Below are 26883 nucleotides of genomic sequence, written 5' to 3' on the forward strand. Positions count from 1 at the left end.
CCTGGCACGAACGCACCCAGCTCCAGCAGGAGTTGTACCTGATCTGCGCGGGGGCGCCGCACCAGAAAATCACGGCACTCGCCTGCTCCGCAACGGCCGACGATCATGCAAGGCACCGACAATGGCCAGGACGCCGAGAACACGACAAACCGGTCCGCCCGGCGCAATCACCGACAACCCGGCCGAACCAGCTCCCGCAGGCGGCCTGAGCTACTCGTCACCGCCTCGGGTCGTCCGACACCAGCCCCGGTGAGCCGCACAGCTCTGGCAGGCCCAGGCCCAGCAAGCCGTCGCCAGCTGACCGGTGTCCCCGAGTTCACGGCCATGACGTCCCGGGCCGCCCTCACCAGCGGTTCGCCAGGCGAGAACCCGCCCGGCACTTTAGGCTTGCCACTCCGGCGCCAGCACCGACCAGACCTCGGCGTCGTGGCGGACGCCGCGGTAGAGGTAGGTCTCGCGCAGGACGCCCTCACAGGTCATGCCGAGTCGCTTGGCCACGTTGATGCTAGGCGTGTTGGTCGGCGACACAAACCACTGCACGCGGTGGATACCGCGTTCGTTGAACGCCCAGTCGATGATCAGCCGTGCTGCACGTCCGACCAGGCCCCGCCCTGTGGCAGCAGGCTCCAGCCAACAGCCGGCCTCGCAGATACCGGCGGCGGCGTCGAATTTCGGGAAGGAGACGCCACCTACGAGGGTGCCGTCGAGCCAGACGCCATACAGTCGGCCGGTGTCGGATCTGGGACCGACAGCAGATGATCAACCGGGCGCCGGCGCGGTTGAGGAGCGGGGCCGTAGGTCATTCGCGGCGCAGCCTCGCGACGAGGTCTTCGTCTCCGGCGTGGATCACGTGCAGGTAGGCCAGGTTCAATGGGGCCAGGGCGGCGAGCAGAGCCGGGTATACCTGGTGCATTTCGTGCTCGGTGATGTCGTTGTACGAGTTGCCCGGCGAGACCCGCAGCCCCGTACGGTCGGCGCCGATCTCGTCGGCCACCGCCAAGGCGACCTCGACGGCGAAGCGGATGCGGTTGGTGACTGCGCCGCCGTACTGGTCGGTGCGCTCGTTGGCGTTGTCGGAGAGGAACTGACCTCGCGGGCGACCGCATCGAGGTCCGCTCCGCCGGCTCCGCCCCCGCAGACACCGTCAACCCGGCCGTCGTCGAGGCAATGAGTGGGTTGGCATCGACATCTCCGCCGAGACCCCGAAGGTCCTCACCGTGGAGACCGTCCAGGCGTCCGACGTCGTGATCACCATGGGATGCGGCGACACCTGCCCCGTCTTCCCCGGCAAGCGGTACCTCGACTGGCAGCTCGACGACCCGGCCGGCCAGGGCGTCGAGGCCGTACGTCCCATCCGCGACGCGATTGAAGCACGCGTTCAGAAGTCGATCTCGGAGGTCGCGCCCGGCTGACGGCCAGGCACGCGCCAGGCAAGGCAGCTCAGGGTCCGACGTGCGCCGCCCCCGTTGTGGATGAGCGGTCAGAATCAGCGGTGTGGCGTGCCCAGTCGCAGGCGCGGGCGGTGTCATCACGGCCAACGCCACCCATCGACGCCACTTCCGATCCTCGTCGGCGAGACGCGGTGACATTTATCCCGCCCAGTGACAACTATCCAGCTCAACCACACGCAGGATCGCGCGGAGACGCGCAGGGGTCAGGCGGCAGTTCGGTTATGTGGGATCTCGGTGTGGACCGCGGTCAGCGGGGCGGCCGTCGCGGCCGACCCGATCGCCGGTGGCGCTTTGGCCGAGGCGTCCGGATGGCGGGCCGTGTTCTTGGTCAACGTGCCCCTGGGGCTGGTCGTACTGGCCCTGGCCTGGGGACGAGCGGTGCGCTGCCCGCGTGGCGCCAACCGTGTCGACTGGCCGGCGCACCGCGGCCGTCGCGGTGCTGGCACTGCTCACGGACGTCCTGATCGCCGCCGGCGCGGGCGCACGGGTGCACACCGCGTGGTCGGCGGGCTCGGGATCGCGTGACGGTATTCGCCGTGCTCGAACGACGCAGCAAGGACCCGGTCGTGAACCGGACGCTGCTGCGCTCGGCACCGGTACGGGCCGGGCCCGCTGCTCGCACTTGCTCACTACCTGGGACTGCTTCCTCCGGGACCGACGGTCCCGGTATCAGGCTGTCCAGCCCCAAGGGGAAACTTCGGCGTTGGCGTTGTCCCGGGCATGGACCGGACGCAACCGCGATGCCGTCCCGACCGTCAGCCAGCTGGACGAAGTGGAATCGGTGGCCTATCAGGCCTCCGGCCACGTCCTGGTCGACGTCATGGACGGGGGACACGGCGTCAGGCAACGTGAGGAGGGGTCCGGGACGAGGTCCGGCACTACGAGTGAGCAGGTTTCCCCGGGCGCGATGGTCACCGCCCGATCTGCCAGCATCACACGAATCGGCGACTCCTCCGAGTCCGGCACGCTGATCTCCAGCTGCTCGCCCCGGCGGCGTATTCCTACGCCGCGTCGGCCACCGCGACCACCCACACGCCAGGACGATCCAGGCCCGATGATGTCCTCGCGCCGACGCAGCAGGTTGCTCCGCCGGCGCCACAGCCGCTCGGTGCCGCTCATGACGGAACACCTCCGCGCAGTGCCGACTCCTGCGACGCGCAGTGCCGACTCCTGCGACGGTGACTCCGACGGAGCCGCACGCACAGGGGCCGAGAGGTCCTGTGGGCGGGCCACCCGAGTCGGCCGACGGCCGGCTCGGCACCGTCCGGCCGGTGAACAAGGGCCGGACGGCCCAAGCGTGGACTGCCGCCCGCCGCCCAGCCTGGTTTTGCGGGGCCTGCCCGGGATCGTGCCGGAGCCCGGCCGCCGCGGTCGGCTCCCGACCGGACAACCGGTCACCTTCACCTTCCCGCTGGACCACATGGAGGCGTACGAGCTCTTCCGCAAGGCCGCCGGAACCGGCTCGCGAGGCGGTGCTCGGCGGACAGCGGCACGCGGAAGTGACCGCTCCCGCGGCCTGACCGACAAGGAGCGTGACCGCCATGACCGAAGGGCCGACCGCGCATGCGGTAAGTGAGGCGCCGCTGGGTGATCTGGGCCATCGTCTGGCCACCCGGCGGGTCCGACTCGGCCTGACGCGGAGGCAGACCGCCGCACGGGCCGGCATGGCCACCAGCTACCTCCGGTATCTCGAAGAACATCCTGGCGCGGGCCCCGGCCCCGGCGTACTGAACCGGCTCGCGGAAGTGCTGGAGTGCACCGTGACCGAGCTGACCGGTGGCACCACCGATGCTCCATCGGGATTTGGCCGTGCTCTGCCCGCACCCGGCTTCTCCGAGTTGAGCGCCGGCGCGTGCCAGACACTGCTGGGATCGCACGGGGTGGGCCGGCTGGCGGTGCCCACGTCCACCGGACCGGTGACCGTGCCGGTCGACTACAGCGTCGTCAACGGTGCGATCGTCTTCTGCACCGCAGCCGGCACCACACCGGCCCTGGCCGACGGCCGCCGGGTGACCTTCGAGGTCGACCGCGTGGACGACGCGTTCAGCCAGGGCTGGAGCGTCCTGGTGCGCGGCGTCGCGTGGAGGGTGCGGAATCCGCTGGAGCGGCGCTGGTACGCGGAGCAGGCACACAGCAAGCCCTTGGCGGGCGGTGATCGTGATCTGTGGGTTCGGATCGATCCCGGCATCGTCACGGGGCGCCGGATCAGCGGCTGAGTGATCGCTGCGGCATCACAGTGGAGGCGGCATGTCGTCCGCCTCCGCCAGGAGGACACCGAAGACCAGCTCCGGACGGATGCGCACCGCCTGGTCCATGCCCTCGGCCGGCATCCAGGGCTGCAACAGGCCCCGGACGCGGTCCAATTCAGCTGGGTCGGTCACCAGACGGGCGTAACCCGTGACGACCACACTCCAGCCCAGGTGGCTGGCAGGTTCGATGTCGTCGGCCTCGTAGGCGACCACCACGCCGGTGCCGAGGGCTTCCTCGGCGTGAGACGTCAGGGCCGCCCCCTCGTGGGTGCGGAAAACGATGTCCCCGTGGTCCAGGACGTGATGGACCGGGCGGATGGCGGGCAGGGCCTGCCGGGTGAAGACGATCCTTCCCAGCGACACGCTGCCCAGCAACCGCAGCGCCACGGCGGAGTCGAGGTCGATGCGCTGGTGCGCGGTGGCGTGATCGCGGGTCATGGACTGCTTCTTCGCGGTGCGTAGGGGCCCCACCGGCTGGGGCCGGTCGGGTGCCGGGTTCCTGCGGGCGGAGCGACACCGCGGGGGACCGGTGCCGCTCCTGTTCTCACTGTCCTGCATGGCGAAACTGCTCTCCAGTGCCGGTCGGACCCGACCGGGGACCGGACGTCCCGCGCACCTCCTGTCACCCGATGCCCGTGTCGGCCGGCGCCGCCCGGCCGGCCTCAGAACGGGCCACCGGGATCGCGGAACGGCGAGCAGGCCTGACGCCACTCTCGGCCAGGCCGCGCGTCTCATGGCGCGCAGCAGGGTCAGGCGGCTGCCGGTCGTCGGCCCCGGCGGGGCGCTAGAAGGCATCGTCAGCCGCTCCGACCTCCTGAAGGTCTTCCTGCGCGATGACGACGACATCGCCGCGGAGGTACGGCGGGAGGTCGTCGTTCGCCTCTTCGGCACGGGCATGGCACCCGTGGGCGTGGACGTCCACGATGGAGTCGTCCGGCTCACCGGTCGTGTCGACGACCCGGCCTTCGTACCGCTCGCCATGCTGCTGGCACGGTCTGTGCCTGGGGTCGTCGACGTCCACTGCGCGCTGGCCGGACGGCGTCGTCGCCCACATCCCGGCCCCGACCCGCCGGATCCACCTCACACGTTCTGCGCATGACAGCGAAACGGGATCCGCCCCGCGATGGGCCCGAGGTGCACGCACGTCGTATCCGCCGTCCCCGGCGATCAAGCGGCGGAGTCCCACCCGTCGCCTCTGGGTACGACGACGGCGAAGGTGTTACCCGGCGCCCCGCCCGGAACCCGGCTGAGCATGCGGACGGACGGCGTCGGCCGTGTGGTGCGCCGCGTCGGGGATCGCGCCGGGTGCTCCGGGACGCCCGGCGCGAGCCTCCCGCAACCGGCGGCGTCACCTGCCAAGGGTGAGGTCGTAGCGGGGGTAGTGGTGCAGGATCGCACGGAAGGGACCGGCACTGCCTTCAAGGAAGGTGGGGAGAGCAGCCGATGCGCTATGAGATTCGCGTCGACGGGGAGATGACGGAGATTCTGGCCAAGGCGTTCCCCGAGCTGGAGCACGTGGTGATCTCGGGTCAGACGATTCTGTACGGTCCGGTTGTCGACGAGGCGCACCTGTACGGACTGCTCGCTCGTTGTCAGTCGTTGGGCTTGCAGGTATGTGAGATGCGCCAGATGCCTGAGTTATGCGGCAGGAGACGCCGTCCGGCGGCTCCTGCTCCCGTCGTGGCAGACCGGCTGGCCGACCGTGGGGTGTGGGGGCCCACCCGGCGGCGGTCACGGCACCGGCCGCCCGCGCCGTGCGGTCGGCGGTGGAGCGGGGGGCTGCCGATGAGCCGCACCCGTCGGTTCCATGACCGGCGTTCACCCGCTGCGGGTGAGGCCACCGTGCTCCCGCCCGCGCATGCTGAGGAAAGCGAGTAGAACCGTCGGGTGCAGACCCGGGACGGAGGAAACGGCATGAGCGCACAGACCTACCTCGCGTACGACTATCCGGCGCTGAGCGTCTTCTGGTCCATGCTGGTGTTCTTCGTGTGGATCATGTGGTTCGTCCTGCTGTTCCGAGTGGTCGTCGACATCTTCCGGGACGATGCCCTCGGCGGCTGGGGCAAGGCTGCCTGGACGGTGTTCGTCGTCGTCCTGCCCTTCCTCGGCGTCTTCGTCTACCTGATCGCCCGCGGCAAGGACATGGGCCGCCGCGAGGTCCAGCAAACCCGTGCGCAACAGCAGGCCGTCGACGACTACATCCGCCGGACCGCCGGAGTGGGTACACCCCTCACCCGTGCCGAAGAACTCTCGAAGCTCGCCGCCATGCGGTCCCACGGAGACATCACCGACGACGAGTTCCGGCGGGCGAAGGAACTGGTTCTCACCGGCAGCGGCGCGTCCGAACGCCCGTGAGCCGCTCCCTCCGCCACCGCCCTGCCGGGCCACTGATCCGAACCAGTGAAAGTGTGGTGTGCGCCCTCGTCATCGGGGACGCACACCATATGTCTGAGCAAGCATCCCGTGCAGCGGATCCGGGGCAGCGACGAAGGTCGCGGCAGATCGACTCCACCCTGCGGGCCAGGGCGACCGCGGCAGCAGGGGGAACGCTCGTCGTCTGGTGGCCTGCTTTCACGCTGGGTGCGTACAACGCGATCTTCTTCGACGACCTGCTGGCCCTGTGGGCGATGGCGACCGCAGTACTGCTCTCGGGCGCGATGCTGTGGAGGAGGCGTGCGCTGCCCTGGGGTGGCTGGATCGCGTTGGCGCTGCCCTCGGCCTGGATCCTCCTGGCCATGGTGGCGCCGAGGAGTCACGGATTCCCCTATCTCCACTACTTCGAAACGGCCATCACCTTGGTGGGCGCCCCGGTACTGACATGGCTCCTCTCAAGGATCCTTCTCACCGATTACGCGGCACTCCCTGTGCATGAGCGTCTGGGAGCCGTTGCTGTCACAATCATTGTCGGAGTCCTGGCTTTTCTGCTCGGCAAGTTCAACTTCCTGTTTCTCACCTGCGCCGACTACGTCGTGAGCGGCAACAATTCCCCTGCCCACTGTGCTCAGGGGCCGCCTCTGAACCACCTCTGAGGCGCCCCTTACCCGTGGTTTCGTCCCTAACCGCGCCCGCCTTGGCCAGGTCGGACAGCCGGCGCAGCTGCGTGGCCCGGTCCGGATCGCTGTCCCGGAACTCCTCCTTGGGCAGCAGATCGGCCTCGGACACCACGCCGACCACCCGGCCGTCGCCCTCCAGCACGGGCAGAGCGCTGACCTGCCACTGGTCCATGCGCTCGACGATGTCCTTGAACCGGGCCTTGCGGCCCACCGCCACGACGGCGCGCGTCATCACGTCGCTCACACGATGCGGACCGCCGGGCGTGCTCTCCCGCTCGGAACGCCGGTCAGGCCCGGAGACGGCGGTCATGTCAGGCCACCGCTGCCGTAGGGCCCGTAGAGGTCGAGCAGCCGGATCCGGGAGGCGCGCAGTCGTTGGGCGACCACCTGTCCGACCCAGAGGGCGATCGCCCGGCCGAACTCCGCGTCGGTGGCGCACGTGGCCCTGACCGACTCGGCGTCGAACTCCCAGGCCCGCACCGGACTCATGGCCTCGGCGCCCAGATGCCAGATGTACGGCGGGAAATGCCAGGACCAGCCGACCAGTTCGCCGTGACCGAGCGATTCGATGACCGCGGGACGGCGGCCGGGCACGTGCAGGTCGAGGGCGACGGTGCCGGTTCGGACGATCCAGAAACGGTCGGCGCGCCGCCCCTCCTCGAACAGGCGGGTCCCGGCCTCGAAGGAGACCTCGCGGGCGAGGCCCATCAGCCGTTCGCGGTACTCGGCGGGCAGCGCCGCGTTCATGGTGGTGGCGGAGGTCATCGCACCGGCTCCCTTCACGGTTCCTGACCCCAGCTTGCGCCCGCCACCGGCGATTCACCACGGGCCGCCCGGGCCCGCCCGGGGACCTTCGGCCCACGGGCGCCGTATCCACCGCCCGGCAGGCCGGGGCACCCGCAGTGGAGGGGCGCGGGACCCACACCATGCGCGCCTCTGCGTGAACGCGATCATCATGGGCGGCCCGGTCCTCGTCGTCACACCGGCAGCCGTTCGATGCCGTGGTGCGTCGTCAGCCGGGCCGCATCCGGCGGGGCCGTCTCTGCCTGCCGCCCCGCCGCGATCGCGTCCACGGACCGCGCAGGGGGAGATCGCCGCGGTCCCTCGGCTCGTCCGCGGCGGCCGCGGTGCCCGCCGGCCTCCTGTGCCGCCGGGAGATCACCTCCACGACCCTGCCACGAGGTGCGAGTGTTCGCGAAAGCCTCACATGGCGCACAGCCGGATGCGCGCTCGACACATCAACTCCCCTTTGTCTTAAGGGGTTTGCGATTGAAACAGTTCATGACCCGGTGATTGCATAGCTCCCGTTCTCTGCAAGAAGCACATGAGCCCCAGAGGGGAGTTGGACACTTTGACAACGGGGGAGTCCAGATCAAGGGTGCTTTCCTTGATCGCGATACTGGCGCTTCTCGTCGGCATGAACTTCGTCCAGTCCGGCAGCCCGGCCATGGCGGCACCGGCCGAGGCGACAGCGGCGGCCGGTGACCAGAACGCGGCCACCATCTCGGACGGCGAGTGGCACCATTGCCTCGACAGTGATTATGACGGCCGCGCCTTCCTGAGCCCGTGCGGCGGCGACCGCACCTACTACCAGCAGTGGCAGGCGGTCGGATCCACGCTCGTCGACGTGCAGACCGGTCTGTGCCTCGACGGCAACGACCGCGGTGACATCTACACCCGGCCGTGCGATGCCGGACAGCAGAACCCGTACCAGCACTGGCACGGCTCGAAGGGCCACCAGGACATCTTCAACGAGAAGACCGAGCGCTTCCTGACCGCTGACGACACCAACGTGATCGGCGGGGCGTACATCGGTCTCGACCGGCAGCAGTGGACGACGCACCCGGTGTCAGGCGCATGTGCCATCGAGCCGCTGACCATGAAGATCGACCACGTGGCGGACGAGTTCGTCTACGTGATGCAGCCGGTCCTCAGCCAGTCCACCGGGCCGCGCCACCTGCACTTTTCGGTCACCCACACCACCACCAACGCGGTCACGGCCGAGACGACCAACCGCTTCGGTGTGGAATTCTCCGTCGAAGGCCTCAAGGCGACCGGAGACACACAGGTGACCGACGGGGCGTCGTCGTCCGAAACGGTCAGTGTGAGCCAGGACTTCGACGCCAACGTTCCACAGGACGTAGCCAGGATGGAGGCCGGCTGGGCGGTGTACCGGCACGTGGTCACGTACCACTGGCACCGGGGAGCGAAGGACTGCTCCGAGCTGAACAGTCCGGAGGAAGTCCTCAAGGTTCCCTACGCGCAGGGGTACGGCTGGGACTGCGAACCGAAGCCGGGATGCAAGCAGTCGGCTCTGGCCGCCAACCCGGGCACCCTGAACAACGTCCCACCGGCCCCCGCCGGTTCGGAGAGCAAGGCCGGCGACGGCTCCGGCTTCCGGTCCTCCGCGCGGCAACAGGCCGCAGCCGCCACCCTGTACAAGTTCGACCCGGGGCTGATATCCCGTTCCGGGCCGACACCGCCCCCGCCTCCGCCGGCCCGCAAACCCACCACCGTGAGCTACACGGGCGCCCGGTCGGCGGACTATCACGCAACTTTCCTCGCCTCAGCCAGGGTGAACAGCGGAAGCGCTCCGGTCGGCCTGGGCACCGTCACATTCTCCCTCGGCCACACCTCCTGCACCGCCCCGCAGGGGCCCGCGGGCGACGCGGCCTGCCGGCTCACCCCGAAAGATGCGCCGGGCCGGTTGCCGCTACGGATCCGCTACTCCGGCACCCCCGACTACCTGCCCGGTTCCACCGAGGTGCTCTTCACGATCCGCAAGGCAGTCTCGAACCTGCGGTACACGGGCACGAAACGGGTCGCCAACGCACAGCCTGCGCAGCTGTCCGGGATCCTCACCGAGGGCGAGACCGGCAACACGCCCATTGCCGGGCGCGAGGTCCAACTGGGCCTGGGGGAAGGCGGGAACAAGCAGACCTGCACGGCGACCACCGACACCCACGGCGCCGCGAGCTGCACGATCCCGGCGGTCAAACAGCCGCTGAACGCCGACGCGACCGTCCCGGTGACGGCCGACTTCGGCGGCGACACCTACTACCTGCCCTCGACCGACCGGGCCGTGGCCCGGCTTGAGTACTACACGGGCCGGGCGACCGGCCTGTCCGCCTCCGTCAACCTCCCGCTCGCCTCCCTGTCGGTCGGCCCTTCGCCGGACACCGGCTTCGTCCGCACGGCGTCGGCCACCCGGACCGACACCCCCTGCACCGCCTCGGCCGGCGCCCTGCTGGTCAACGCTGACGCGCTGTGCCCGCAGGTCTCCGCCCGCCTGGCGCCGGGCACCGCGGAAGCGACGACCCGGGTGGCACACGTGCGCGTCGGACTGCCCGGCGTTCCGGTGATCGACATCTCCGGGCTCACCGCCACCTCCACCAGCACCTGCACGACGACGAGCGGCTCGGCCACCCTGACCCTCGCCGTCGCCGGCCGACGGGTGGCCGTGCCCACCGCGCCGAACAGCACCATCCCGCTGCCCGGCGGCGGCCACATCGTCATCGACGAGCAGTCGCCGGTGAACGGCGCCGACAGCGGACTCCTCGTCCGGGCCGCGCACATCGTGGTCCCGGGCGCGTCCGGCCACCTCGTCGACGTGGCCATCGGCACCGCGCAGAGCGCCGCACACAACTGCCGCTGACCTCAACACCGGTGACTCACGGGCAATCCGGCCGTTGTTGATGATGTGCCAAACCCCGGCGCCCGCGGATGAGGTGCCGGGTGCAGCAGCGGAACCGGCTGCTGCACCCGGCTGGTGCCACTGATACAGGATCCGGGTCTGCGTTCAGGGCGAGGCGTTGGCGTGCGTGCGAAGTCCCTTGCCCACGGCGCGGCGGAGCATTCGTCGCGCCAGCTCGGTCGCGTGCGAACCCTCACCGGGCGGGGCGTCGTAGTCGATCTCGAACAGGACGTTCCGGCAGATGAGAACGGCACGAGCGGTGGCCGACCCGGATCCCGGCTGGATGTATTCGTGACGCCAGTCGCAGGGGTCGGCCGAGGCGTCGACGTGGGGCTGGGTGCCCAGCCCGGTCGTCAGATCGGCGAACACGTTCTTCGCGGTCTCGGTGCCGCTCTTGTCGTTCGTCGCTGCGGGGCCATGGCGCATAGAGGCCGCCCATGCGTTGCGCCGCGCGGTCGCGCACCGCGGCGCCGTGCAGGGCCGAGGTGACCGTGTACCTGTCCGGAAGAGAGCAGGCAGGTGGAGGAGCGGCATAGGGACCGGCCGGTCGGCTGATCCGGCTGATGGACTGCGTGAGCTGGGCGCTGCCGAGGAACAGCACCATTCCGGTCAGGAGGAGAGCGGGCCACCGACCCAGCGGCCAGGCGGCCCGCGGCCACAGGCGGAGTCGGACTCCGCCGTCCCGGGGCGGTGGCGCCTCGCCGATCAGGTGCTCCTGCAACCGTGCGTGACGGAACTGGAACACCCCGCCCGTCTGGCGCAGAACACCGCGCGCGTGGGCGTCCTCCAGGAAGGCCATCGTCCGCCAGGGCGGCCGGCCCGTGGCCGCCAGGACGAGCGTGCCATGGCCTGGCGGCGTCGGGCGTCTCGGAAACACCAGTGGCCGAACTTACCGCACATCATCGCGACGGCCCCTGTCGGCCACGCCCACCGCTCGCGATGCGGCTGCTGTGGCGGATCCAAGTCGCTTGTACTTTCAGCGTCCGCCTCGGAAGGGCCGCTCGCAACTGGGGGTCCCCACCGCCCCGGCCTGCCCGTCAACGACTCCTGGACCAGCCCGGCGACGTCTTCCGACCCGTCGCCGGCGTGCGCAGCACCGCTTGACGCTGGGCAAGACCTGCCGTGACGGCGCAGCTCGCTCGATCGGAGAATCCGTCGAACTCGACGGCTGTCGGCGGGTGCGCCCGCTCCAGCACGCTGCCGTGCTCGTCGTCGTGTGGGCAGAGTCATGATGTCGTCGGCAAGCTGTGGACGGCGGTGAAGGTGCCGGTCGACTTCGCGGGGGCCTTCGAGCGGGGAGCACACCGTGCGCTTCGTCCCGGGTGGGTTCAAGCTGGAAACAGATCTCCAGATGGCGAGGGAGAGCGATCATGCGGGTGGGAGTGCTGACCGGCGGTGGCGACTGCCCAGGTCTCAATGCGGTGATCCGCAGTGTCGTACGCAAAGGCGCGCAGGAGTACGCCTGGAAGTTCGTCGGGATCGTCGACGGGTGGGCCGGTCTGGTCAAGGACGTGACCATGCCCTTGGACATCCCGGCCGTGCGTGGAATCCTTCCGCTCGGCGGCACGGTTCTCGGCTCCTCTCGCACCAACCCCCTCCGGCTCGAGGACGGCATCGACCGCATCAAGAACACCCTCGGCGTGCACAAGATCGACGCACTCGTCGTCATCGGCGGCGAGGACACGCTCAGCGTCGCGACCACACTGTCCGATGCGGGGATCAACCTGGTCGGAGTGCCCAAGACCATCGACAACGACGTGGGCGGCACCGACTACACCTTCGGCTTCGACACCGCTGTCGGCATCGCGACCGAGGCCATCGACCGCCTGCACACCACCGCCGAGTCCCACAAGCGCACACTCGTCGTCGAAGTGATGGGACGCCACTCCGGGTGGATCGCCCTGCACGCCGGAGTCGCCGGTGGCGCGAACGCCATCCTCATCCCGGAAGTGGAGTTCGATCTCGACCAGGTGTGCGCCTGGGTGGAGAAGCGTTTTGAGATCAACTACGCGCCGATCGTCGTCGTGGCGGAGGGAGCCGTTCCCAAGGCCGGGCAGATGGTGGTCAAGGACGAGTCGCGCGACGAGTTCGGGCACGTGCGCCTGTCCGGCATGGCCGACTGGCTCGCCCGGGAGCTCGAGGACCGTACCGAGAAGGAGGCCCGCACGACGGTTCTCGGTCACGTCCAGCGCGGTGGCACGCCGAGCGCCTACGACCGGTGGCTCGCCACACGCTTCGGCCTGCACGCCGTGGACGCGGTCAAGGACGGCGACTACGGCACGATGGTGGCTCTGCGCGGCACGGACATCACCCGTATCCCGCTCGCCGACGCGACGAAGGCGACCAAGCGGGTCCCCCACGAGCTGTACACCGAGTTCGACGTGTTCTTCGGTACCTGACGCCGCCACGCGGCAGCGTCACCCGTGCGGTACGACGACGACGGGGCAGCGAGAGTGGTGCAGGACGGCGTGGGCCACGGGACCCAGACGCCGCTCAGCCGCTCGCTGGCTGGAGCGCCGGCCCAGGACGAGCAGGTCGGCTCGTTGTGAGGCGTGTACCAGGGCGTAGGCCGGGTGGAGGAGCACCGCGTCCGGCAGCACCGCGACTCCGGGATACTTGTCCTGCCGGGCTTGGAGCACCTCGGACAGCTGTTGGACTTCCTCGTCCTCCCACGCCGCCCGGTCCTCTTCGGGCACTCCGACCGCCGTCCACGAAGCATGGCCGGACAGAGCCCATGCGTGCACGGCACGCAGTCGAGCGCCGTGCAGCCGAGCGGCACCGAACGCGAAGTCCAGAGGCGACTCGGCCGCGTGGGGCACGTCGACGCCCACGGCCACCTCGGCATCATGTGCTGCGACGGCCGGGTTCCTGGGCACGACGGCGACGGGGCAGGAGGCGGTGCTTGCCGCCGCCAAAGCCGAGGAGCCCACGGCGAGGCCGTTGAAGCCGCCTTCCCCTCGTGCCCCGACGACGAGCAGTTCAGCCGTCTCGGAAGCCGAGAGCAAGGCGGCAGGGGCCGAGTCGGCAACCTGCACGCCGCGCATCGACACGCGCGGATACCGACTGGCCAGGTCGGCCCTCGCCCGCTGGAGCAGTTCCTCGCCGGTCTGCTGCCATGAAAAGGCGACCGGCCCGTCGGCGGAGTCACGGACGGGGGCGGGCGCGGCGTGCACGAGGCGCAACGGGAGGCCGCGCAGAGACGCCTCCCTGGCGGCCCAGTCGCCCGCAACGCGACTTTCCCGGGATCCGTCGATCCCGACTACGACAGAGCGGGTCATCCCGCACTCCTTCCCGGCACCGCCTCGTGTGCAGCCGGACAGGTACTCTCTCGCCCGTGACGGGGGTTCTCCGTCCATCGGCGGCAGTCACCTTCTGGTGACCATTGTGAGTGTGGAAGCGCGGTGACACCCGCCGAGCCGCCGAGGGGGGCGGGAGGGGCGGCCCAGCGGATCCAGGACACTGAGAAGCCCCGCGTGAACCGGTCCGTGCCGGAGCGACCGGGGCCCCGCCGAGCGCCCTGTTCGGTCCCGTACCAGGGGCCGAACGGCCCTGTCGGACATATCGCCACACATGTGACTCTTGTGGCATGCAGAGGCAATCAGGTAAAGGCATCGATGGCGCCGGCCTCGGCCCGGGGAAGAAGACCCGCCTCCACCGGATCCTTCACCAGCACGGCCTGGGCAACGGTACTGCGATCTTCCTGCCCTACGACCACGGGCTGGAACACGGCCCACGGGACTTCTTCGACAACCCCGTCGTGAGCGACCCCGCGTACATCATCCGGCTCGCGTTGGAAGGAGGTTTCAACGGGATCGCCGTGCAGATCGGGCTGGCCGAGAAGTTCTACTGGGACTACGCCGGCGAGATTCCCCTGATCCTGAAGCTGAACGGGAAAACCGACATCCCCTCCGACGCCGCGGCTCTGTCCCCGCTGCACGCGTGCGTGGCCGACGCGGTCCGTCTCGGAGCCGACGCGGTGGGCTACACGCTGTATGTCGGCAGCCCCGCCGAGGAGACCGACTTCCGGCAGCTTCGCCAGGTCCGGGAGGACGCGCAGCGGTTCGGGATGCCGCTGATCGTGTGGGCCTATCCGCGCGGCGCGGCGATCGAGGCCAAGGGCGGCCGGGATTCCTTCTACGCCGTCGACTACGCCGCACGAACGGCCAGCGAACTCGGCGCGGACATGGTCAAGGTGAACTTCCCCCACCCCGAGAAGGTGTCCGGAGTCAAGGACGCCTACCGACGTGAATTCTCCCCCCAGCAGGCCATCGACGCCGTCGTGCGCTCCGCGAACCGCACCCTTGTTCTGGTGTCCGGCGGGGAGAAGGCGGGCGACGAGGCCATGCTGGAGAAGGCACGCCAGTCGATGGAGGCAGGCGCCACCGGGCTGATCTTCGGTCGGAACGTCTGGCAGCGTGAGCACGACGAATCGCTCCGATTCGTGGTCCGGCTCCAGGAAATACTTTCCAAATACCCCCAAGCAGGTGCACCCGGCGCCTGAGTCGCTCGCAGGGGTAGGTGCTGCCGGAATGACCTGTCGCGGGCAGGGGCGGCCCTGCGGACGATGCACCACCGGCCTTCGTGGAGGTCGAGTCGGCGGGTGGCGACCGGGATGGAGACGTTCTCGATCCGCGGACGCTGCTCGACCAGGCCGACGCTCTTCGTGCGTTCGGCTTCGGTGTCAGGGCAGTGGCGACGCGGCGGTCGGGTCGAGTTCCGGTTCCTCGACATCGAGGATGTCGCTGGTGTCGAAGCCGTGCATGTCTGCTGCGAACTCGGGGCTGGCCATGTAGGCGGTGGTGACCTCACCGGGGTCGGCGCCGTCGTGGTAGGAGATCAGTGCGACCAGGCGATACGCGCCGGCGTTGTGGTCCGTCCAGATCCCGTGCGTGGTGACGCCGAAGGCGCGCAGGCTGGGGACGTGCCGCGGCCAGTGCACGGTCGCGTAGTCGTGGAGTGCTTCGGCCGTTCGCAGGGTGTAGATCCTGAGCTGGTACACGATCGTCAGGGTCCTTTCGGATCGGACGGTGGACAGCGGCAGGCGGCGGGGTGCTGGGTCAGTGGAGGAGGCTTGCGCCCAGGGAGAGTACGGCCAGCCCCTGCAGGACGGCCCTGGGGACGATGACGCGGTCCCAGTCCCGTTGCAGGGTGCGGGCGTCGGCGGGAGTCTCGCGGGTGTCGGCGGCCGCGGCGTCATCGACTCGCGCGAGTCCGGATCGTTGGACGAGCGCGCAGAACACATCGGGTGCCGTAGACGATTCCCGTGCTCGTGATCGCCACCAGCGCGGCGAGTTGCGAGGTCAGTGTCATGCCTTCGCCTCCGGACCGTCGAGTGGCGGCAGGACGCCGATCTGCTTGAACATCTGCGTCAGGTTCAGCTCGTCCCAGTGCTCGACGAGCATGCCGTTGTGGACGCGCCAGATGTCGATGCTGCGGATCTCGACGGGTTTGCCGCTGGCGGGGATGCCCAACAGGTCCCCGGTGTGGGTACCGCGGTAGACGAAGCGGCCCACGACGCGGTCACCGGAGACGACCAGGTCTTCCGTCGTGACCTTCACGTCGGGCAGCCCGATGAAGAACGCGGACCAGAACTGGCGGTTGGCCTCGCGTCCGTCCGCGACGAAGTCGTTGTGGTTGATGTAGTCCTCGGCGACGAACCGGTCCACCAGGTCCGGGTTGTGGGTGTCGGTCATCTCGACGAAGACGTCGAGGAGCCGGCGTTCGGGGGTGGTCATGCGGTCTCCTCATGGGATTGGCACCGCTGGCGGATGCCAGGGCGAGGGTGGGCAGTCGGTGGTTCAGCCGCGGTGGTCGCGGCCGGTGGGACGGTGGCAGGTGAGGCCTCGATGGGCGGTGCGCCAGAGCGGAGACGGCCCGGGAGGTCGGGGTGGGCCGGTGCCGTCGGGCCCACCGTGATGACGTCGGCCAGACGGGCGTCGAGGTCGCTGACGCGCGCGTCGATGCCGGCGCCCGCGCGGTTGAGTGCGTTCTTTCCTCGCAGCGGATGCCCCGGGCGTCGTGGCTCAGATCGACCCGTGGAGACGGACTCGGCCGGCGATGGCGCGTCGGGCGACGTCGGAATCGAAAGCGATGGAGTCGAACTCGTGGGGGCGCCGGGGTGCAGGTGGAATTCGGCCGGCACGCCTGCGCGGCTGAGTTTGGCGGCGTAGGCGGTGCCCTCGTCGCGGAAGACGTCGAGCCGGCCGACCTCGATGCAGGCCGGCGGCAGGCCCGCCGCGTCCTCGAGCCGGGCAGGAGTCGCCGTCTCCGGGGCGTCGGGGCCGCCGGCGGCCTCACCGAGCAGGGCCGGCCAGGCGGTGAGGTGTCGTCGTAGGACCACAGGAGGCAGGGCGCGATGTGCGGGCCCGGCGTGGCGGTGCGGTCGTCGAGCATGAGCAGGGCCTGGCGGGCGATCTTCGGCCACCGCGTTCGCGGGCGAGGATCGTCAGCGCCGCGGCCATGCCTCCCCCGGCGTTGTCACCCGTCACGCAGATCCGCTCGGAGTGGGCTCCGGCTTCGGAGGCGTGGCGTCCGCCATGGCGCCGGCCATCGGGGTCAGGGCCGCGGCGATTTCGGGGTCCAGGCCGAGCGCCATGGCCCTTTCCTTTCGGTGGGGGATCGGGGTCAGTCGGCGGACGGGACGACGATGACCTTGCCGTGCACCGTGCCTTGGGCGGCTCGTGCGTGCAGGGCCGACAGCTCGGCCAGCGGCACCCGCTCGGCGACGTCGACGTGCAGGTCGCCGCGGTCGACCAGCGTTACCAGCCGCGCCAGCTGGTCGGCGTCGCTGCGGACGAACACGTCTATGCCGCGGACGCCGCGCTCCTCGTCGGAGGGTGCGGGCATCCAGACCGTGGTGTTGACCACGACGCCGCCCGGGCGGGCCAGCGTGACGAGCGCGGCCAGTTCGGCCGGGTCGACCGGTGCGAGGTTGAGCACGACGTCGACCGGTTCGGTCACCGCCGCGGCCACACTGGTGGTGGTGTGGTCGACGACTTCGTCGGCGCCGGCGGACTTGACCGTCTCGCCGCTGCGCGGGCTGGCTGTGGCGATGACGTGGGCACCGGCGTTCTTGGCCAGTTGCACGGCGTAGCCGCCGACCGCGCCGCCGGCTCCGTTGATCAGCACGCGTTGCCCGGCTGTCAGCTTGCCATGGTCGAACAGTGCCTGGTACGCGGTGAGGCCCACGAGCGGCAGTGCGGCGGCGTCGGGCAGCGGGACGTTCGTGGGGGCCGGCGTCAGGACCTCGGCCGGCGCGACGACGTACTCCGCGGCGGCGCCGTTCCCGTCCATCGGCAGGAAGCCGATGACGTGGTCGCCGGCCCGGAGACCGTTCACGCCCTCGCCCAGCGCGTCGACCGTACCGGCGACGTCGATACCGGGTGTGTGTGGCAGCACCACCGGGATGGGGCCGCGCATGAAACCGCCGCGGATGTTGCCGTCCACGGAGTTGAACGAGGTCGCGGCGACGCGGATCCGGACCTCACCGGCCCCGGGGACGGGCTGCTCCACGTCCTCGTAGTGCAGGACGCCGGGGTCGCCGTACTCGTGGAAACGCACTGCCTTCATTTCGGTTCTCACCTTCGCTGCGATACCAGTTGCTTCGAATTCGAAGCAAGCGTTGATGACGATACATCTGCTTCGAATTCGAAGCAAGTGTTGGCGGTCACCGCCGGCGCGAGCGCATCGCCGCGGCGAGTTCGCCGGCGGCTTCGTCGATGCAGGCGTGCAGCCGCCCCGCGTCGCGTCGAGTCGTGGCCTGCCAGTCGGCGGGGCTCGCGACGACGACCGTGGGAACCGGGTCGGCGCGCACGCCGGTCAGCCGCCCGCGCATGACCCGCGTGAGGTCGGGTGGCTGCCAGCGGGAACCGTTGTCGAGGGCGAGGAGCACCGGCATGCCGGAGAGGACCCCGTCCCCGAGGACGGCGAAGAACGAGTCGAACACCTCGCTCGGGGATGCGGCGAGCACCGGGGTCGCCACCACCAGCCCGTCGGCCGCCACGACCGCCGCGACCGCCTCCCGCAGGTCGAGGCTGGCGCGGCCGTGCGCGGAGTGCTGGGCGAGGTCGGCCGCCAGCCGGTGCAGCTCCACCACCTCCACTTCGGCGCGCGCACCGCCGGCCGCAAGCGACCGGCACACGGCCTCCGCGACCCAGTCCGCGAGCCGGCGAGTCGGACGCGGATGGCCGATATGGGCGCTCACGACGGCCAATGACACCGAATTCCACGCGGCGGTGCTCATCCCGGGGCCGTGTTCGTGGCTTCTTCCCGGCGGCCGGGTTGTGGCGTCGTCACCGGGGAGGCCCGAGGACGACGTTGCCCGACAGCTCCGCGGCTTCGGCGAGCAGCTGCTCGGGGATCTCGAAGCCCTCCGGCCGTGGTTCGCGAAGGTCGCGGCCCGCGTGGCGGAACATCTTCTCGAGTCCTCCGGGGGTCGAGATGAGCAGGAGGTCTGCCTTCTCGGAGGTGATGCGGTAGCCGTGCGGGATGCGCCGGGGGAGGAAGACGACGCCGCCCTCTCGCAACTCGTGCTCCTCGTCGTCGGCCCACACCAGCGCCGAACCGGACAGCAGCAGGAAGACCTCGTCCTCGTTGTTGTGCACGTGGAACGGCGGCGCCTCGCCCTTGCTGACGGCGAAGCGGCCGACGGTCAGCTGCCCACCGGTCGCCTCGGCGTCGAGCAGGACGCTGAAGACGCTCCCGCCGATCCACTCGAGCTGCTGGTGGTCCTCGCGTTGCGAGAGGTAGGGGATGCTCATGGCCGGTCCTCGGGATTTGTGGGCGGCGGCGCCGTCCTCCTTTCCCCAACCCTGCGCCGTACCACTGCCCGATCTCCACGTTCCGCGGTGCTCAACAGAGTCCAACGCTGCCCACACCGTGCGCTCAGGAGGCACGACATCGGGCCCGTGCATCCTCGCGTCCGCCCGCTCCGCCCGCCCGGGACGGCACCGGAACTCGCGGAGGTTCAGTTCCGGCGTCGCCCGTAGTGGCTGGAACAGTGGCACGCCACACTCTTCGAATTCGAAACAGTAGACTCGGGTCATGCCTGATTCGCCGCCGTCGCTCGACCCCGTGCAGCTCGGCGCCTACTTCGACCTCATCGAGGTGACCAGCCTGCTCCGGCACGCGGTCGAGCAGCAACTGCGCGAGAGCGGCGATCTCAGTTACGTGCAGTTCCAGTTGCTGGCCCGCCTCGGCGACTCGCCGACGGGCAGTCACCGCATGACCGACCTGGCCGACGGCGTCGTCTACAGCCGCAGCGGCCTGACCTACCAGGTAGGTCAGCTCGAAAAGGAGCGGCTGGTCCTCCGCGCTCCCTCGCTGGACGACGAGCGGAGCACCACCGTCACCATCACCGACGCCGGACGTGAGCTGCTCGCGAAGGTGCTGCCGGGGCACGTCGAGGTGGTCAGCAGCCTCTTGTTCGAGCCGCTTTCGCGCGCCGACGTCAGGGCTCTGGCCGCCCTGCTGGCGCCGGTGCGCGACCACATGCGCTCGACGCCACCCCGCTCGGCCACGCCCCGCCGCCGCAAAGGTGGAACGTGAGGCCGAGTTGTCAGGCCGACCGGCGGGCGAATTGTGCCGGTGTTACTCGGTATTGCTTCTTGAAGGCGCGGATGAAGTGGCTGCTGTCGGTGAAATGCCAGCGCGCGGCAGCTTCGGAGACGCCGAGTGGTGATCGGGGGGCGGTGAGGGCAGCGGCCGCCTCCTCCAGGCGTCGGCGGCGGATGTAGCCGCTGAACGACTCGTCCAGGCCCGTGAAGGCCCGCTGCAGGGTGCGGACCGAGACGTGCAGGTGCGCGGCGATGGCGGCCGGCGACAGGCCGGGGTCGGTGAGGCGGGCGTCGGCCAGGTCTTTGGCCGCTTGTGCCAGCGCCGGGGTGAAGGTGGGCTCGCGGTCGTCGAAGTGGTCGAGGACCAGTCCCTTGGCCAGTTCGAGCAGGGCGTTGCGGGACGCGTGAGCGGCCGCCGGGCTGAGGTCGCTCACGGTCTTCTGCACCATGCTGGTGTGCGCCATGAGGATCTGCGCCGCGGGCGAGGTGGCCTGGCCGGCGCGTGGTCTCCTGACGACCAGGGACCGCAGGGCGTCGCCGGGGAAGTTGTACGTGCGGGTGCCGATCTCCGGCGTGGTGTGGAAGTGGTTCTCCCTCACGACGTGGTGCATGAAGTACGCGCCGGCCGAGACGTACGCGTCGCCGCCCTGGTCGTGCGGATCCTGGAGGGCCACCGCGCCGCGCAGCCCGACGTACAGCCTGACTTGGTCGTGCTCATGTCGGCCGACTGCGCGGGTGCTCAAGGGTGAAGTGCCCCAGAGCTCGCTGACGGCCGTGTCCTGGAGGGTCACCGAGCGCATCGTCCCCTGGAAGCCGTCGACCGTGGAAGCGCTGAATTCCGGCAGGGGGTACAGGTCTCCCATGCGGTCGTTCCAGGTGTCGATGAACGGCTCCCACGTTCCCCGGCCGGTGCCGGTGGAGTCGGCGTCTACGGCGAACGTGCCCACCTTGCCGCCCGGACCAAGGAAACCCGACCTGCTTCTCACGTGTCCTCCGCGTCGCCGAAGATGTCGCCGGAATCCCATCCGATGTCGCAAACGTACACGCTTTCTACGCACGGCCGTTCCTACTCTTGGCTGCACTTCAGCCGTCGACGATCCACCGCCTGCGGCTCCCGCCGGCTCAGCTGTCCGACCGACCTCCGAGGAGACGACCGCGATGATCCCCGACGACGATCCGACCCGGTCGCTGACCTTGGCGAACCCCGACGACCCCGGCACGACGTACGTCTCGCTGGTGGGCAACACGTACGCCATGCTGGTCACCGGCGAGCAGACCAACGGCCGCTACTGCCTGATCGACATGCGGGTGCCCGACGGCGGCGGCCCGCCGCCGCACCGGCACGACTTCGAGGAGATGTTCACGATCCTCGAAGGCGAGATCGAGTTCACCTTCCGCGGTGAGAAGCACACCGTGGGGGCCGGGTCGACGGTCAACGTCCCCGCCAACGCGCCGCACAACTTCCGCAACGTCTCGGGTGCGCCGGCCCGCATGCTGTGCATGTGCACCCCTGCCGGCCAGGACGAGTACTTCCTGCGCATCGGCGATGTCGTCGCGGGCGAGGACGCTCCGCCGCCGCAACTGTCCGAGGAGGAGCTCTCGGAGCGCCGTCGTCGCGCTGCCGAACTGGCCTCCGCCTACCGAAGCGAGTTCCTGTAGCCCGCGAGGCCGCGAGCACGGCTGTAGCCCGCGAGGCCGCGAGCCCGGCCGTCGGCCGAAGATCCAGGACTCGGCGGGGCCCGGTTCCGCTCCGGTCACGGACGCGGCCGGGCTGAGCGGTGCGACCACGTTGAGCATCCCGGCGCCGCAACTGCGGACAGGCCGTCAGCAAGGAGCGCGGATTGGGAACGACGGGACTGGCGAGCCGGCTGGCCGCGGCACGAGCCGGTGCGCTGGTCGGCAGGGAGCCGGAACGAGCAGTGTTCGACCGGATGCTGTCGGGAGCGGTGGACGCTCCGCTCGTGACCTACCTGCACGGTCCTGGTGGCATCGGCAAGTCCTCGCTGGTGCGCTACGCGGCCCAGCGGGCCTCGCTCAGCGGCCGCCGCGTGGTGCACGTGGACGGACGGTTCCTCGACGCCGATCCGCGCCGGCTGGAGGAGGCCGCGGCCCCGGCGTGCGCGGAGCCCGGCGCGGTGCTGCTCATCGACACCTTCGAGCAGTGTCAGCCCCTCGAGGCGTGGCTGCGCGAGACTTTCCTGTTGCGGCTCGCCGACCGCGCGATCGTGGTTGTGGCCAGCAGGGTCGCCCCCGAGGCCGATTGGACGCTGGACCCCGGGTGGGCGCGGCTGTTCACCGCGCTGGCCGTGCGGCCGCTGGACGCCGCCCAGTCCCACGCCCTGCTCGCCGCCCGGGGTGTTCCCGCCGAACAGCGTGGCGCCTTCGTCGCTTTCGCCGGGGGCAGCCCGCTCGCCCTGTCACTCGCCGCCTCCGTGCCGCCGGCCGCGCCGGGCGCGCCCTGGGAGCCGACCGGCGATGTCCTGACGACCCTGGTCGAGCGGCTCGTCGGCGACCTGCCCAGCGCCGTCCACCGGCGCGCCCTCGAGGTGGTCGTACAGGCCTACGTCACCCGCGAGCCCCTGCTGCGCGCGGTGCTGGGCGACGCCGACACCGACACGGTGTTCTCCTGGCTGCGTCAACTGCCCTACATCGAGGCCACGCCCGAAGGGCTGCACCCGCATGACGCGGTGCGGGCCACGCTTGAGGCAGACCTGCGCTGGCGGGACCCCGAGCGTTACGACGCCCTCCGCGTCCGCATCTCGCTCGCGGGTCTGCGGGCCGTACGCGGCGCCGTCGAGGACGACGCGCTGCTGCGGGTCGCGGAGTGGATGTTCCTCTTCCGCAACCAGGGCGATCCGGACAGTCTGTATAACTATCGGACGCACCCGCACATCGAAGACACTCCACTTCGACCCGAAGACGTGCCCGGCGTGCTGCGCATGGCCGAGGAGGCGGAGGGCCCGGCGTCGGCTGCCGCGGTCGCGCACTGGGTGCGGCGCCAGCCGGAGGCTTTCCGTGTCCACCGCTACGCGGGCTCCTGCGCGCCCGTGTCGTTCATGGCCATCCTGCGACTGGACGCACCACTGGCCGAGGACCGCGCCGCGGACCCGGTGATCGCGGCGGTCTGGGACCTCGTGGAGACCGTCGCGCCCCTGGGGCCGGGCGAGCACCTCGGCATCCGCCGCTTCGCGGTGCAGTCCGGCGGCCACCAGCGGCCCTCGCCCCTGATGGAGCTCATCAGCCGGCGCGCCATCGGCGAGGAGATGAGGACCCGCGGACGCGCGGTGACCTTCACCGTCTTCGAGGACGCCGACCGGTGGGGACGCTACCTCGCCGAGGCGGGGATGCCGGAGCTCGCGGCAGTGGAGGTCGGCGGCAGGCGACAGCACGTCTTCGGCCGGGACTGGCGACGGCAGACGATGGAACAGTGGGTGCGGCACCGTGCTCGCGCGGCGGGCACGGCCGTGACGACCTGGCCTGCGACGTCGACCACGAGTGGTCCGGGCGACCAGTTGCCGCGCACGGCATTCGCGGAAGGCGTACTCGAGGCGCTGCGCACGTGGCACAGCCCCCGCGAATTCGCCACCAGCGTCCTGGTGCACTCCCATCTCGTGCCGTACGGCTCAGCCGACCCGTCCGCGGACCTGCGCGGCGCCATCATCACCGCCCTAAACGCGATACAGACCGACCCCGCGGGCGTCAAAGCCCACGAGGTTCTCACCGCCACGTACATCACGGCCTCCCGCACCCACAAGGGCGCCGCCCGGCGACTCGGGGTGCCCTACGGCACCTACCGGCGCCATCTCGCCCTGGCAAAGGAACGCCTCATCGGACAACTGCTGCGACAGCCGGCCACGACACCCACACCGCCCCGGCTGCACTCGCTCCCGGAGGAGTGAGAAGCCGGAGCCTCACCGACCGTGTGGAGTGGGGGTTCGACTCGGTGGACCCGTCGCGTGATCTTTCGGGCGCCGGCGTACATGGACGTCCCCGGCGTCAGTTCACCTCGGGTCCGAACCGGCGCCTGTACGCCGACGGAGTGATGCCCGTCTCGCGACGCATCAGCGTGCGCAGGTTGGTGGCGGTTCCCAGCCCGCTTCGTCGCGCGACTGCCTCGAAGCGTGACTCGCCTCGCTCGATCAACCGGCAGGCCAGGGCGAGCCGTTCCCCGGTGAGCCACATCAGCGGAGTCGTTCCCAGCTGTGCCCGGAAGCGACGGTGCAGCGTCGCCGGGCTGACCGCTGCGCGCGCCGCCAGGTCTGCGACCGTGAGGGGTGAGTCGAGCCGTTCCTGCGCCCAGGACAGGACGGGCGCCAGGGAATCGCCGGGGAGGTCGGGCATCGGACGCTCGATGAACTGCCGTTGCCCGCCGTCGCGGTGGGCCGCGAAGACCAGTCGCCGGCTGACGGAGTTGGCGACCTCGGCGCCGTGGTCGCGGCGGACCACGTGCAGTCCGAGGTCGAGTGCGGCCGCGCTTCCCGCCGCGGTGAGGATGTCACCGTCGTCCACGAACAGCACGTCCGATTCCAGGTGGACGGCGGGGAAGCGCGAGCGGAACGAGTCCGCCCACTGCCAGTGGGCTGTGGCCCGGCGGCCATCGAGGACGCCGGCCTCGGCCAGGGTGAAGGCGCCGCTGCAGAAGCCGATCAAGCGTGCGCCGCGGGCGTGCGCCCGTCGAACGGTGTCCAGGACCGCGGGCCGTCGGGGCACCTCGACGTCGGGGCGGTTGGGGACGATCAAGGTGTCCGCCGTATGGGCCGCCTCCAGGCCGGCGACGCCGGTGAGGGTGAAGAATCCGTCGCGCATCCGAAGAGCGGGCTCGGGGGAGCAGAGCCGGAAGTCGTAGAGATCGCGGCCGATCTCGGGCCTGCGCAGGCCGAAGATCTCGGTCGCACAGCCGAGCTCGAACGGGTTCGAGTTCTCGTCCACGATCACGACCACCCGGTGTACGCCTGCGGTGCGGGCCAGGTGCGAGGATTCTTTCGCCATGTGCAATTCCTAGCACTCACGCCGCCCGGGCGAGGCGGCCGAGGATGGGGCCATGAGCAACCAGCCGATCTCCCTCCGCCACGCCCTGGCCTCCTTCGACTCGCTGTGGAGTCCGCGCATCGTGACGCGTGTCAACGACTACGACGTCCGGGTCGCCAAAGTCGAGGGCGAACACATCTGGCACGTCCACGACAACACCGACGAGTTCTTCCTGGTGCTCGACGGGGAACTGCACATCTCGTTGCGCGAGCCCGAGGGGGAGCGCACGGTCCGGCTGCCGCAGGGGGCGGTCTTCACCGTTCCCGCGGGCACTGAGCACAGGCCGTACGCTCCGTCCGGAGCCGCCATCCTCATGTTCGAGCCGACCGGGACGCCGACCGTGGGCGACCGTCACGACGTGATCCCCGCCCACGTGGACGCGACCACCGGACACATCCTCAACCCTTGAGCCGGCGGGGCGAGGCGGAACCACCAGTGGGTGATCTTGCCGCAATCCAGGCATGATGCCCGTGGGTCCACGACACGCACAGGTTTCTGTCCGCAAGGCCAGGCGACGGCGACGGCACCCGCTTTGCCGAGGCACGGATGGAGCACCGGCGTCCAAGCCCCACCAGATTCCCGTGGGCAGCGCTGAGCAGGGTTGAGCAAGCCAGGACGTAGCGCCCGGGCAGTGGGACGGCGCAGGGTGTCCAGGCGGGCGAGACGGCGCCGCTGTCCGCGGACCCTGAGGAGCGGATATGAGCATCCCCTTCCTCACACCAGCTCACGGCCCGGTTCGCGAGCGGGAGAGTCGGACGCGGACAGCCGATACCGGTGCGCACGACGGGCAAGGGGGCCATGTGCCGGTCACCGGCAGACGAGAAGCGAAAGTGAGAACTCCCATGAAGGCAGTGCGTGTCCACGAGTACGGCGACCCCGACGTCCTGCGCCACGAGGCCAGGGCTGCATGACGAAAAAAGCTGCACCCCGGAGCACGCCCGTGGTGGGGTTCGTCGGGCTGTGGGATCAGGGTCTGCCGATGGCCCGAGCGATCGCCGAGGCCGGTTTCCCCTGCGCGTGTGGGCCAGGCGTCCCGCATCCCTCCAGCCCCTGGCCGACGTCGCGAACCAGGTAGCCGACTCGGTCGAGGAACTGGCCGGCAGCTGCGACATCGTCGCCTGTGCGTGGGCACCGACGTCGAGCGCCCGGTGGCACAAATGCTGCCCCACCTGCGTGCGCACAAGGCGGTCGTCGACCACGGCACCGGAGTTCCGGGCGCCAGCCGGCTGGCCGAGCAGTGCGCCGCACACCGTGTCGCGATGGTGGATGCCCCGGTCAGCGGGGGGCGGCCGGCGGCCGAGGAGAGGTGTTTGACCACCATGGTCGGCGGCCCCGAGGACGCGGCGGAGCGGTGCCGGCCCGTGTCCGAGGCGTTCTCCGCGCACATCTTCCACCTGGGCGGGAGTGGGGCGGGCAGACCGCGAAGCTGTTCAACCACGCGCTGCTCATGCTCAACCAGCGCTCCATCGAGGGTGTCGTTGGCCTGCCGACCGGATGGGAATGCACCTGGGCCGTCTGGTGGCGGTTCTCAAACTCGGCAGCGCCTCCAGTGCCGCGCTGAGCCTGCTGAACACCATGATCCGTCCCGAAAACGTCGAGCTGTCGAAGGTCGAGGCCCTCGACATGGAGCTGTTCGACCGGGCGTTGCGGGACGCGGGCATCGAAGGCGGTGAGGTCGTCGAGCGCGGCCCGTCCGGAGCGCGCGGCCTGCCCGGCCTGCTCAGGCGTCTGAACGGCTGACACCGCATGGACGCGATCGCATCCGAGGTCACCCGACCCGCAAGCCGAACGCAGGATGCGCGACCGTCGGTACGGCGACCGGACTCTGGCCGGGTTACCGCTGATCATCGAGTG

The 26883-nt window shown here is 70.2% G+C and carries 26 protein-coding genes and 7 pseudogenes; 16 read left to right on the forward strand and 17 right to left on the reverse strand.

Annotated elements, in window-relative coordinates:
- Nucleotides 1-381 precede the first annotated feature (381 nt).
- Nucleotides 382-738, reverse strand: a pseudogene (locus tag ACFYMM_RS38875) (GNAT family N-acetyltransferase); the annotation flags it as partial.
- Nucleotides 739-802: 64 nt separating this feature from the next.
- Nucleotides 803-1087 (reverse strand): annotated as a pseudogene (locus ACFYMM_RS38880) (alkene reductase); the annotation flags it as partial.
- Here ACFYMM_RS38880 and ACFYMM_RS38885 point away from each other — a divergent pair.
- The 3 genes and pseudogenes from ACFYMM_RS38885 to ACFYMM_RS38895 form a co-directional block, all read left to right on the forward strand.
- Nucleotides 1084-1412, forward strand: a pseudogene (locus ACFYMM_RS38885) (phosphotyrosine protein phosphatase); the annotation flags it as partial. The pseudogenes ACFYMM_RS38880 and ACFYMM_RS38885 sit on opposite strands and share 4 nt — an antisense overlap.
- Nucleotides 1413-1685: 273 nt before the next feature.
- Nucleotides 1686-1976, forward strand: a complete 291-nt coding sequence (locus ACFYMM_RS38890; protein WP_388396163.1) for a hypothetical protein — start codon at nucleotides 1686-1688, stop codon at nucleotides 1974-1976.
- Between the two features lie 1016 nt (nucleotides 1977-2992).
- Nucleotides 2993-3667 (forward strand): helix-turn-helix domain-containing protein, encoded by a 675-nt coding sequence (locus tag ACFYMM_RS38895; protein ID WP_388396166.1) that lies wholly within the window; start codon nucleotides 2993-2995, stop codon nucleotides 3665-3667.
- A gap of 15 nt (nucleotides 3668-3682) precedes the next feature.
- Here the strand turns inward: ACFYMM_RS38895 and ACFYMM_RS38900 are convergent, their stop codons facing one another.
- Nucleotides 3683-4138 carry a pyridoxamine 5'-phosphate oxidase family protein gene (locus tag ACFYMM_RS38900; protein WP_388396077.1) on the reverse strand — a complete coding sequence of 152 codons (456 nt, stop codon included), beginning with the start codon at nucleotides 4136-4138 and terminating at the stop codon, nucleotides 3683-3685.
- Nucleotides 4139-4256: 118 nt separating this feature from the next.
- Between ACFYMM_RS38900 and ACFYMM_RS38905 the strand changes: the two genes are divergently transcribed.
- The 4 genes and pseudogenes from ACFYMM_RS38905 to ACFYMM_RS38920 all read left to right on the forward strand — a co-directional run bounded on the left by ACFYMM_RS38905 (nucleotide 4257) and on the right by ACFYMM_RS38920 (nucleotide 6729).
- Nucleotides 4257-4799 (forward strand): CBS domain-containing protein, encoded by a 543-nt coding sequence (locus ACFYMM_RS38905; protein ID WP_388396080.1) that lies wholly within the window; start codon nucleotides 4257-4259, stop codon nucleotides 4797-4799.
- A 344-nt stretch (nucleotides 4800-5143) separates the two neighbouring features.
- Nucleotides 5144-5338: pseudogene (locus ACFYMM_RS38910) on the forward strand (hypothetical protein); the annotation flags it as partial.
- Between the two features lie 276 nt (nucleotides 5339-5614).
- Entirely contained in the window at nucleotides 5615-6055 is a 441-nt protein-coding gene (locus ACFYMM_RS38915) for an SHOCT domain-containing protein (protein ID WP_388396083.1), read from the forward strand.
- Between the two features lie 89 nt (nucleotides 6056-6144).
- Nucleotides 6145-6729, forward strand: a complete 585-nt coding sequence (locus tag ACFYMM_RS38920; protein WP_388396086.1) for a hypothetical protein — start codon at nucleotides 6145-6147, stop codon at nucleotides 6727-6729.
- Between the two features lie 19 nt (nucleotides 6730-6748).
- Here the strand turns inward: ACFYMM_RS38920 and ACFYMM_RS38925 are convergent.
- Both ACFYMM_RS38925 and ACFYMM_RS38930 read right to left on the reverse strand, forming a co-directional pair.
- Nucleotides 6749-7063, reverse strand: a pseudogene (locus ACFYMM_RS38925) (CBS domain-containing protein); the annotation flags it as partial.
- Complete coding sequence (locus ACFYMM_RS38930) at nucleotides 7060-7518, reverse strand: Crp/Fnr family transcriptional regulator (protein ID WP_388396087.1); 459 nt, start codon at nucleotides 7516-7518, stop codon at nucleotides 7060-7062. The gene ACFYMM_RS38930 and the pseudogene ACFYMM_RS38925, both read right to left, overlap by 4 nt.
- A gap of 622 nt (nucleotides 7519-8140) precedes the next feature.
- Between ACFYMM_RS38930 and ACFYMM_RS38935 the strand changes: the two genes are divergently transcribed.
- Nucleotides 8141-10408, forward strand: a complete 2268-nt coding sequence (locus ACFYMM_RS38935) for a choice-of-anchor P family protein (protein ID WP_388396090.1) — start codon at nucleotides 8141-8143, stop codon at nucleotides 10406-10408.
- 144 nt (nucleotides 10409-10552) lie between these two features.
- Here ACFYMM_RS38935 and ACFYMM_RS38940 read toward each other — a convergent pair whose 3' ends face one another.
- Nucleotides 10553-10873, reverse strand: a complete 321-nt coding sequence (locus tag ACFYMM_RS38940; RefSeq protein WP_388396093.1) for a hypothetical protein — start codon at nucleotides 10871-10873, stop codon at nucleotides 10553-10555.
- 944 nt (nucleotides 10874-11817) lie between these two features.
- Here ACFYMM_RS38940 and ACFYMM_RS38945 point away from each other — a divergent pair.
- Complete coding sequence (locus ACFYMM_RS38945; protein WP_388396095.1) at nucleotides 11818-12846, forward strand: 6-phosphofructokinase; 1029 nt, start codon at nucleotides 11818-11820, stop codon at nucleotides 12844-12846.
- Between the two features lie 18 nt (nucleotides 12847-12864).
- Here ACFYMM_RS38945 and ACFYMM_RS38950 read toward each other — a convergent pair whose 3' ends face one another.
- A complete protein-coding gene (locus tag ACFYMM_RS38950; RefSeq protein WP_388396098.1) occupies nucleotides 12865-13725 on the reverse strand; it encodes a universal stress protein in 861 nt (286 codons plus the stop codon).
- Nucleotides 13726-14033: 308 nt separating this feature from the next.
- Here ACFYMM_RS38950 and ACFYMM_RS38955 point away from each other — a divergent pair, with 308 nt between their 5' ends.
- Nucleotides 14034-14948, forward strand: a complete 915-nt coding sequence (locus ACFYMM_RS38955; protein ID WP_388396100.1) for a class I fructose-bisphosphate aldolase — start codon at nucleotides 14034-14036, stop codon at nucleotides 14946-14948.
- Between the two features lie 180 nt (nucleotides 14949-15128).
- Here ACFYMM_RS38955 and ACFYMM_RS38960 read toward each other — a convergent pair whose 3' ends face one another.
- The 8 genes and pseudogenes from ACFYMM_RS38960 to ACFYMM_RS38995 form a co-directional block, all read right to left on the reverse strand.
- Nucleotides 15129-15446 (reverse strand): NIPSNAP family protein, encoded by a 318-nt coding sequence (locus ACFYMM_RS38960; RefSeq protein ID WP_388396102.1) that lies wholly within the window; start codon nucleotides 15444-15446, stop codon nucleotides 15129-15131.
- Nucleotides 15447-15504: 58 nt separating this feature from the next.
- On the reverse strand, nucleotides 15505-15687 hold the full coding sequence (locus ACFYMM_RS38965; protein WP_388396105.1) for a hypothetical protein: 183 nt from the start codon (nucleotides 15685-15687) through the stop codon (nucleotides 15505-15507).
- A 66-nt stretch (nucleotides 15688-15753) separates the two neighbouring features.
- Nucleotides 15754-16182: an ester cyclase gene (locus ACFYMM_RS38970; RefSeq protein WP_388396108.1), complete on the reverse strand. Its 429-nt coding sequence runs from the start codon at nucleotides 16180-16182 to the stop codon at nucleotides 15754-15756.
- On the reverse strand, nucleotides 16179-16787 hold the full coding sequence (locus tag ACFYMM_RS38975; RefSeq protein ID WP_388396110.1) for an alpha/beta hydrolase: 609 nt from the start codon (nucleotides 16785-16787) through the stop codon (nucleotides 16179-16181). The genes ACFYMM_RS38970 and ACFYMM_RS38975 overlap by 4 nt, the downstream gene beginning before the upstream one ends.
- Nucleotides 16741-16962, reverse strand: a pseudogene (locus ACFYMM_RS38980) (alpha/beta hydrolase fold domain-containing protein); the annotation flags it as partial. The pseudogene ACFYMM_RS38980 and the gene ACFYMM_RS38975, both read right to left, overlap by 47 nt.
- Before the next feature lie 109 nt (nucleotides 16963-17071).
- The gene (locus ACFYMM_RS38985; protein ID WP_388396113.1) at nucleotides 17072-18016 is read right to left on the reverse strand and encodes an NADP-dependent oxidoreductase; all 945 of its coding nucleotides are present in this window, start codon (nucleotides 18014-18016) and stop codon (nucleotides 17072-17074) included.
- Between the two features lie 97 nt (nucleotides 18017-18113).
- Nucleotides 18114-18650 carry an NAD(P)H-dependent oxidoreductase gene (locus tag ACFYMM_RS38990; protein ID WP_388396116.1) on the reverse strand — a complete coding sequence of 179 codons (537 nt, stop codon included), beginning with the start codon at nucleotides 18648-18650 and terminating at the stop codon, nucleotides 18114-18116.
- Between the two features lie 88 nt (nucleotides 18651-18738).
- Entirely contained in the window at nucleotides 18739-19206 is a 468-nt protein-coding gene (locus ACFYMM_RS38995) for a cupin domain-containing protein (protein ID WP_388396118.1), read from the reverse strand.
- 283 nt (nucleotides 19207-19489) lie between these two features.
- Here ACFYMM_RS38995 and ACFYMM_RS39000 point away from each other — a divergent pair, with 283 nt between their 5' ends.
- Nucleotides 19490-19993: a MarR family winged helix-turn-helix transcriptional regulator gene (locus ACFYMM_RS39000; protein ID WP_388396121.1), complete on the forward strand. Its 504-nt coding sequence runs from the start codon at nucleotides 19490-19492 to the stop codon at nucleotides 19991-19993.
- 10 nt (nucleotides 19994-20003) lie between these two features.
- Here the strand turns inward: ACFYMM_RS39000 and ACFYMM_RS39005 are convergent, their stop codons facing one another.
- Nucleotides 20004-20987 carry a helix-turn-helix domain-containing protein gene (locus ACFYMM_RS39005; protein WP_388396124.1) on the reverse strand — a complete coding sequence of 328 codons (984 nt, stop codon included), beginning with the start codon at nucleotides 20985-20987 and terminating at the stop codon, nucleotides 20004-20006.
- A gap of 172 nt (nucleotides 20988-21159) precedes the next feature.
- Here ACFYMM_RS39005 and ACFYMM_RS39010 point away from each other — a divergent pair, with 172 nt between their 5' ends.
- Complete coding sequence (locus ACFYMM_RS39010) at nucleotides 21160-21660, forward strand: cupin domain-containing protein (protein ID WP_388396126.1); 501 nt, start codon at nucleotides 21160-21162, stop codon at nucleotides 21658-21660.
- Nucleotides 21661-21842: 182 nt separating this feature from the next.
- Entirely contained in the window at nucleotides 21843-23900 is a 2058-nt protein-coding gene (locus ACFYMM_RS39015; RefSeq protein WP_388396127.1) for an ATP-binding protein, read from the forward strand.
- A 97-nt stretch (nucleotides 23901-23997) separates the two neighbouring features.
- Here ACFYMM_RS39015 and ACFYMM_RS39020 read toward each other — a convergent pair whose 3' ends face one another.
- Nucleotides 23998-24990 carry a GlxA family transcriptional regulator gene (locus ACFYMM_RS39020; protein WP_388396129.1) on the reverse strand — a complete coding sequence of 331 codons (993 nt, stop codon included), beginning with the start codon at nucleotides 24988-24990 and terminating at the stop codon, nucleotides 23998-24000.
- A gap of 52 nt (nucleotides 24991-25042) precedes the next feature.
- Between ACFYMM_RS39020 and ACFYMM_RS39025 the strand changes: the two genes are divergently transcribed.
- From ACFYMM_RS39025 to ACFYMM_RS39035, 3 genes and pseudogenes are all read left to right on the forward strand, one after another.
- On the forward strand, nucleotides 25043-25438 hold the full coding sequence (locus ACFYMM_RS39025) for a cupin domain-containing protein (protein WP_388396132.1): 396 nt from the start codon (nucleotides 25043-25045) through the stop codon (nucleotides 25436-25438).
- Nucleotides 25439-26186: 748 nt separating this feature from the next.
- Nucleotides 26187-26369: pseudogene (locus tag ACFYMM_RS39030) on the forward strand (NAD(P)-binding domain-containing protein); the annotation flags it as partial.
- Nucleotides 26370-26523: 154 nt separating this feature from the next.
- Nucleotides 26524-26769 (forward strand): hypothetical protein, encoded by a 246-nt coding sequence (locus ACFYMM_RS39035; protein WP_388396181.1) that lies wholly within the window; start codon nucleotides 26524-26526, stop codon nucleotides 26767-26769.
- The last annotated feature ends 114 nt before the right edge of the window (nucleotides 26770-26883 follow it).

The sequence above is a fragment of the Streptomyces sp. NPDC006739 genome, from assembly GCF_042869815.1.
In the GTDB taxonomy this organism is placed as follows: Bacteria; Actinomycetota; Actinomycetes; order Streptomycetales; family Streptomycetaceae; genus Streptomyces.

What these genes read in the sequence shown, in the direction of transcription:
- ACFYMM_RS38985 (WP_388396113.1), bottom strand. Translation starts at nt 18,016, where the DNA reads ATGAAGGCAGTGCGTTTCCACGAGTACGGCGACCCCGGCGTCCTGCAC.
- ACFYMM_RS38905 (WP_388396080.1), top strand. Translation starts at nt 4,257, where the DNA reads ATGGCGAAACTGCTCTCCAGTGCCGGTCGGACCCGACCGGGGACCGGA.
- ACFYMM_RS38955 (WP_388396100.1), top strand. Translation starts at nt 14,034, where the DNA reads ATGCAGAGGCAATCAGGTAAAGGCATCGATGGCGCCGGCCTCGGCCCG.
- ACFYMM_RS38995 (WP_388396118.1), bottom strand. Translation starts at nt 19,206, where the DNA reads ATGAGCATCCCCTACCTCTCGCAACGCGAGGACCACCAGCAGCTCGAG.
- ACFYMM_RS38900 (WP_388396077.1), bottom strand. Translation starts at nt 4,138, where the DNA reads ATGACCCGCGATCACGCCACCGCGCACCAGCGCATCGACCTCGACTCC.
- ACFYMM_RS38940 (WP_388396093.1), bottom strand. Translation starts at nt 10,873, where the DNA reads ATGCGCCATGGCCCCGCAGCGACGAACGACAAGAGCGGCACCGAGACC.
- ACFYMM_RS38915 (WP_388396083.1), top strand. Translation starts at nt 5,615, where the DNA reads ATGAGCGCACAGACCTACCTCGCGTACGACTATCCGGCGCTGAGCGTC.
- ACFYMM_RS38895 (WP_388396166.1), top strand. Translation starts at nt 2,993, where the DNA reads ATGACCGAAGGGCCGACCGCGCATGCGGTAAGTGAGGCGCCGCTGGGT.
- ACFYMM_RS39020 (WP_388396129.1), bottom strand. Translation starts at nt 24,990, where the DNA reads ATGGCGAAAGAATCCTCGCACCTGGCCCGCACCGCAGGCGTACACCGG.
- ACFYMM_RS39035 (WP_388396181.1), top strand. Translation starts at nt 26,524, where the DNA reads ATGGGAATGCACCTGGGCCGTCTGGTGGCGGTTCTCAAACTCGGCAGC.
- ACFYMM_RS38930 (WP_388396087.1), bottom strand. Translation starts at nt 7,518, where the DNA reads ATGACCTCCGCCACCACCATGAACGCGGCGCTGCCCGCCGAGTACCGC.
- ACFYMM_RS38950 (WP_388396098.1), bottom strand. Translation starts at nt 13,725, where the DNA reads ATGACCCGCTCTGTCGTAGTCGGGATCGACGGATCCCGGGAAAGTCGC.
- ACFYMM_RS38920 (WP_388396086.1), top strand. Translation starts at nt 6,145, where the DNA reads ATGTCTGAGCAAGCATCCCGTGCAGCGGATCCGGGGCAGCGACGAAGG.
- ACFYMM_RS38970 (WP_388396108.1), bottom strand. Translation starts at nt 16,182, where the DNA reads ATGACCACCCCCGAACGCCGGCTCCTCGACGTCTTCGTCGAGATGACC.
- ACFYMM_RS39025 (WP_388396132.1), top strand. Translation starts at nt 25,043, where the DNA reads ATGAGCAACCAGCCGATCTCCCTCCGCCACGCCCTGGCCTCCTTCGAC.
- ACFYMM_RS39010 (WP_388396126.1), top strand. Translation starts at nt 21,160, where the DNA reads ATGATCCCCGACGACGATCCGACCCGGTCGCTGACCTTGGCGAACCCC.
- ACFYMM_RS38945 (WP_388396095.1), top strand. Translation starts at nt 11,818, where the DNA reads ATGCGGGTGGGAGTGCTGACCGGCGGTGGCGACTGCCCAGGTCTCAAT.
- ACFYMM_RS39000 (WP_388396121.1), top strand. Translation starts at nt 19,490, where the DNA reads ATGCCTGATTCGCCGCCGTCGCTCGACCCCGTGCAGCTCGGCGCCTAC.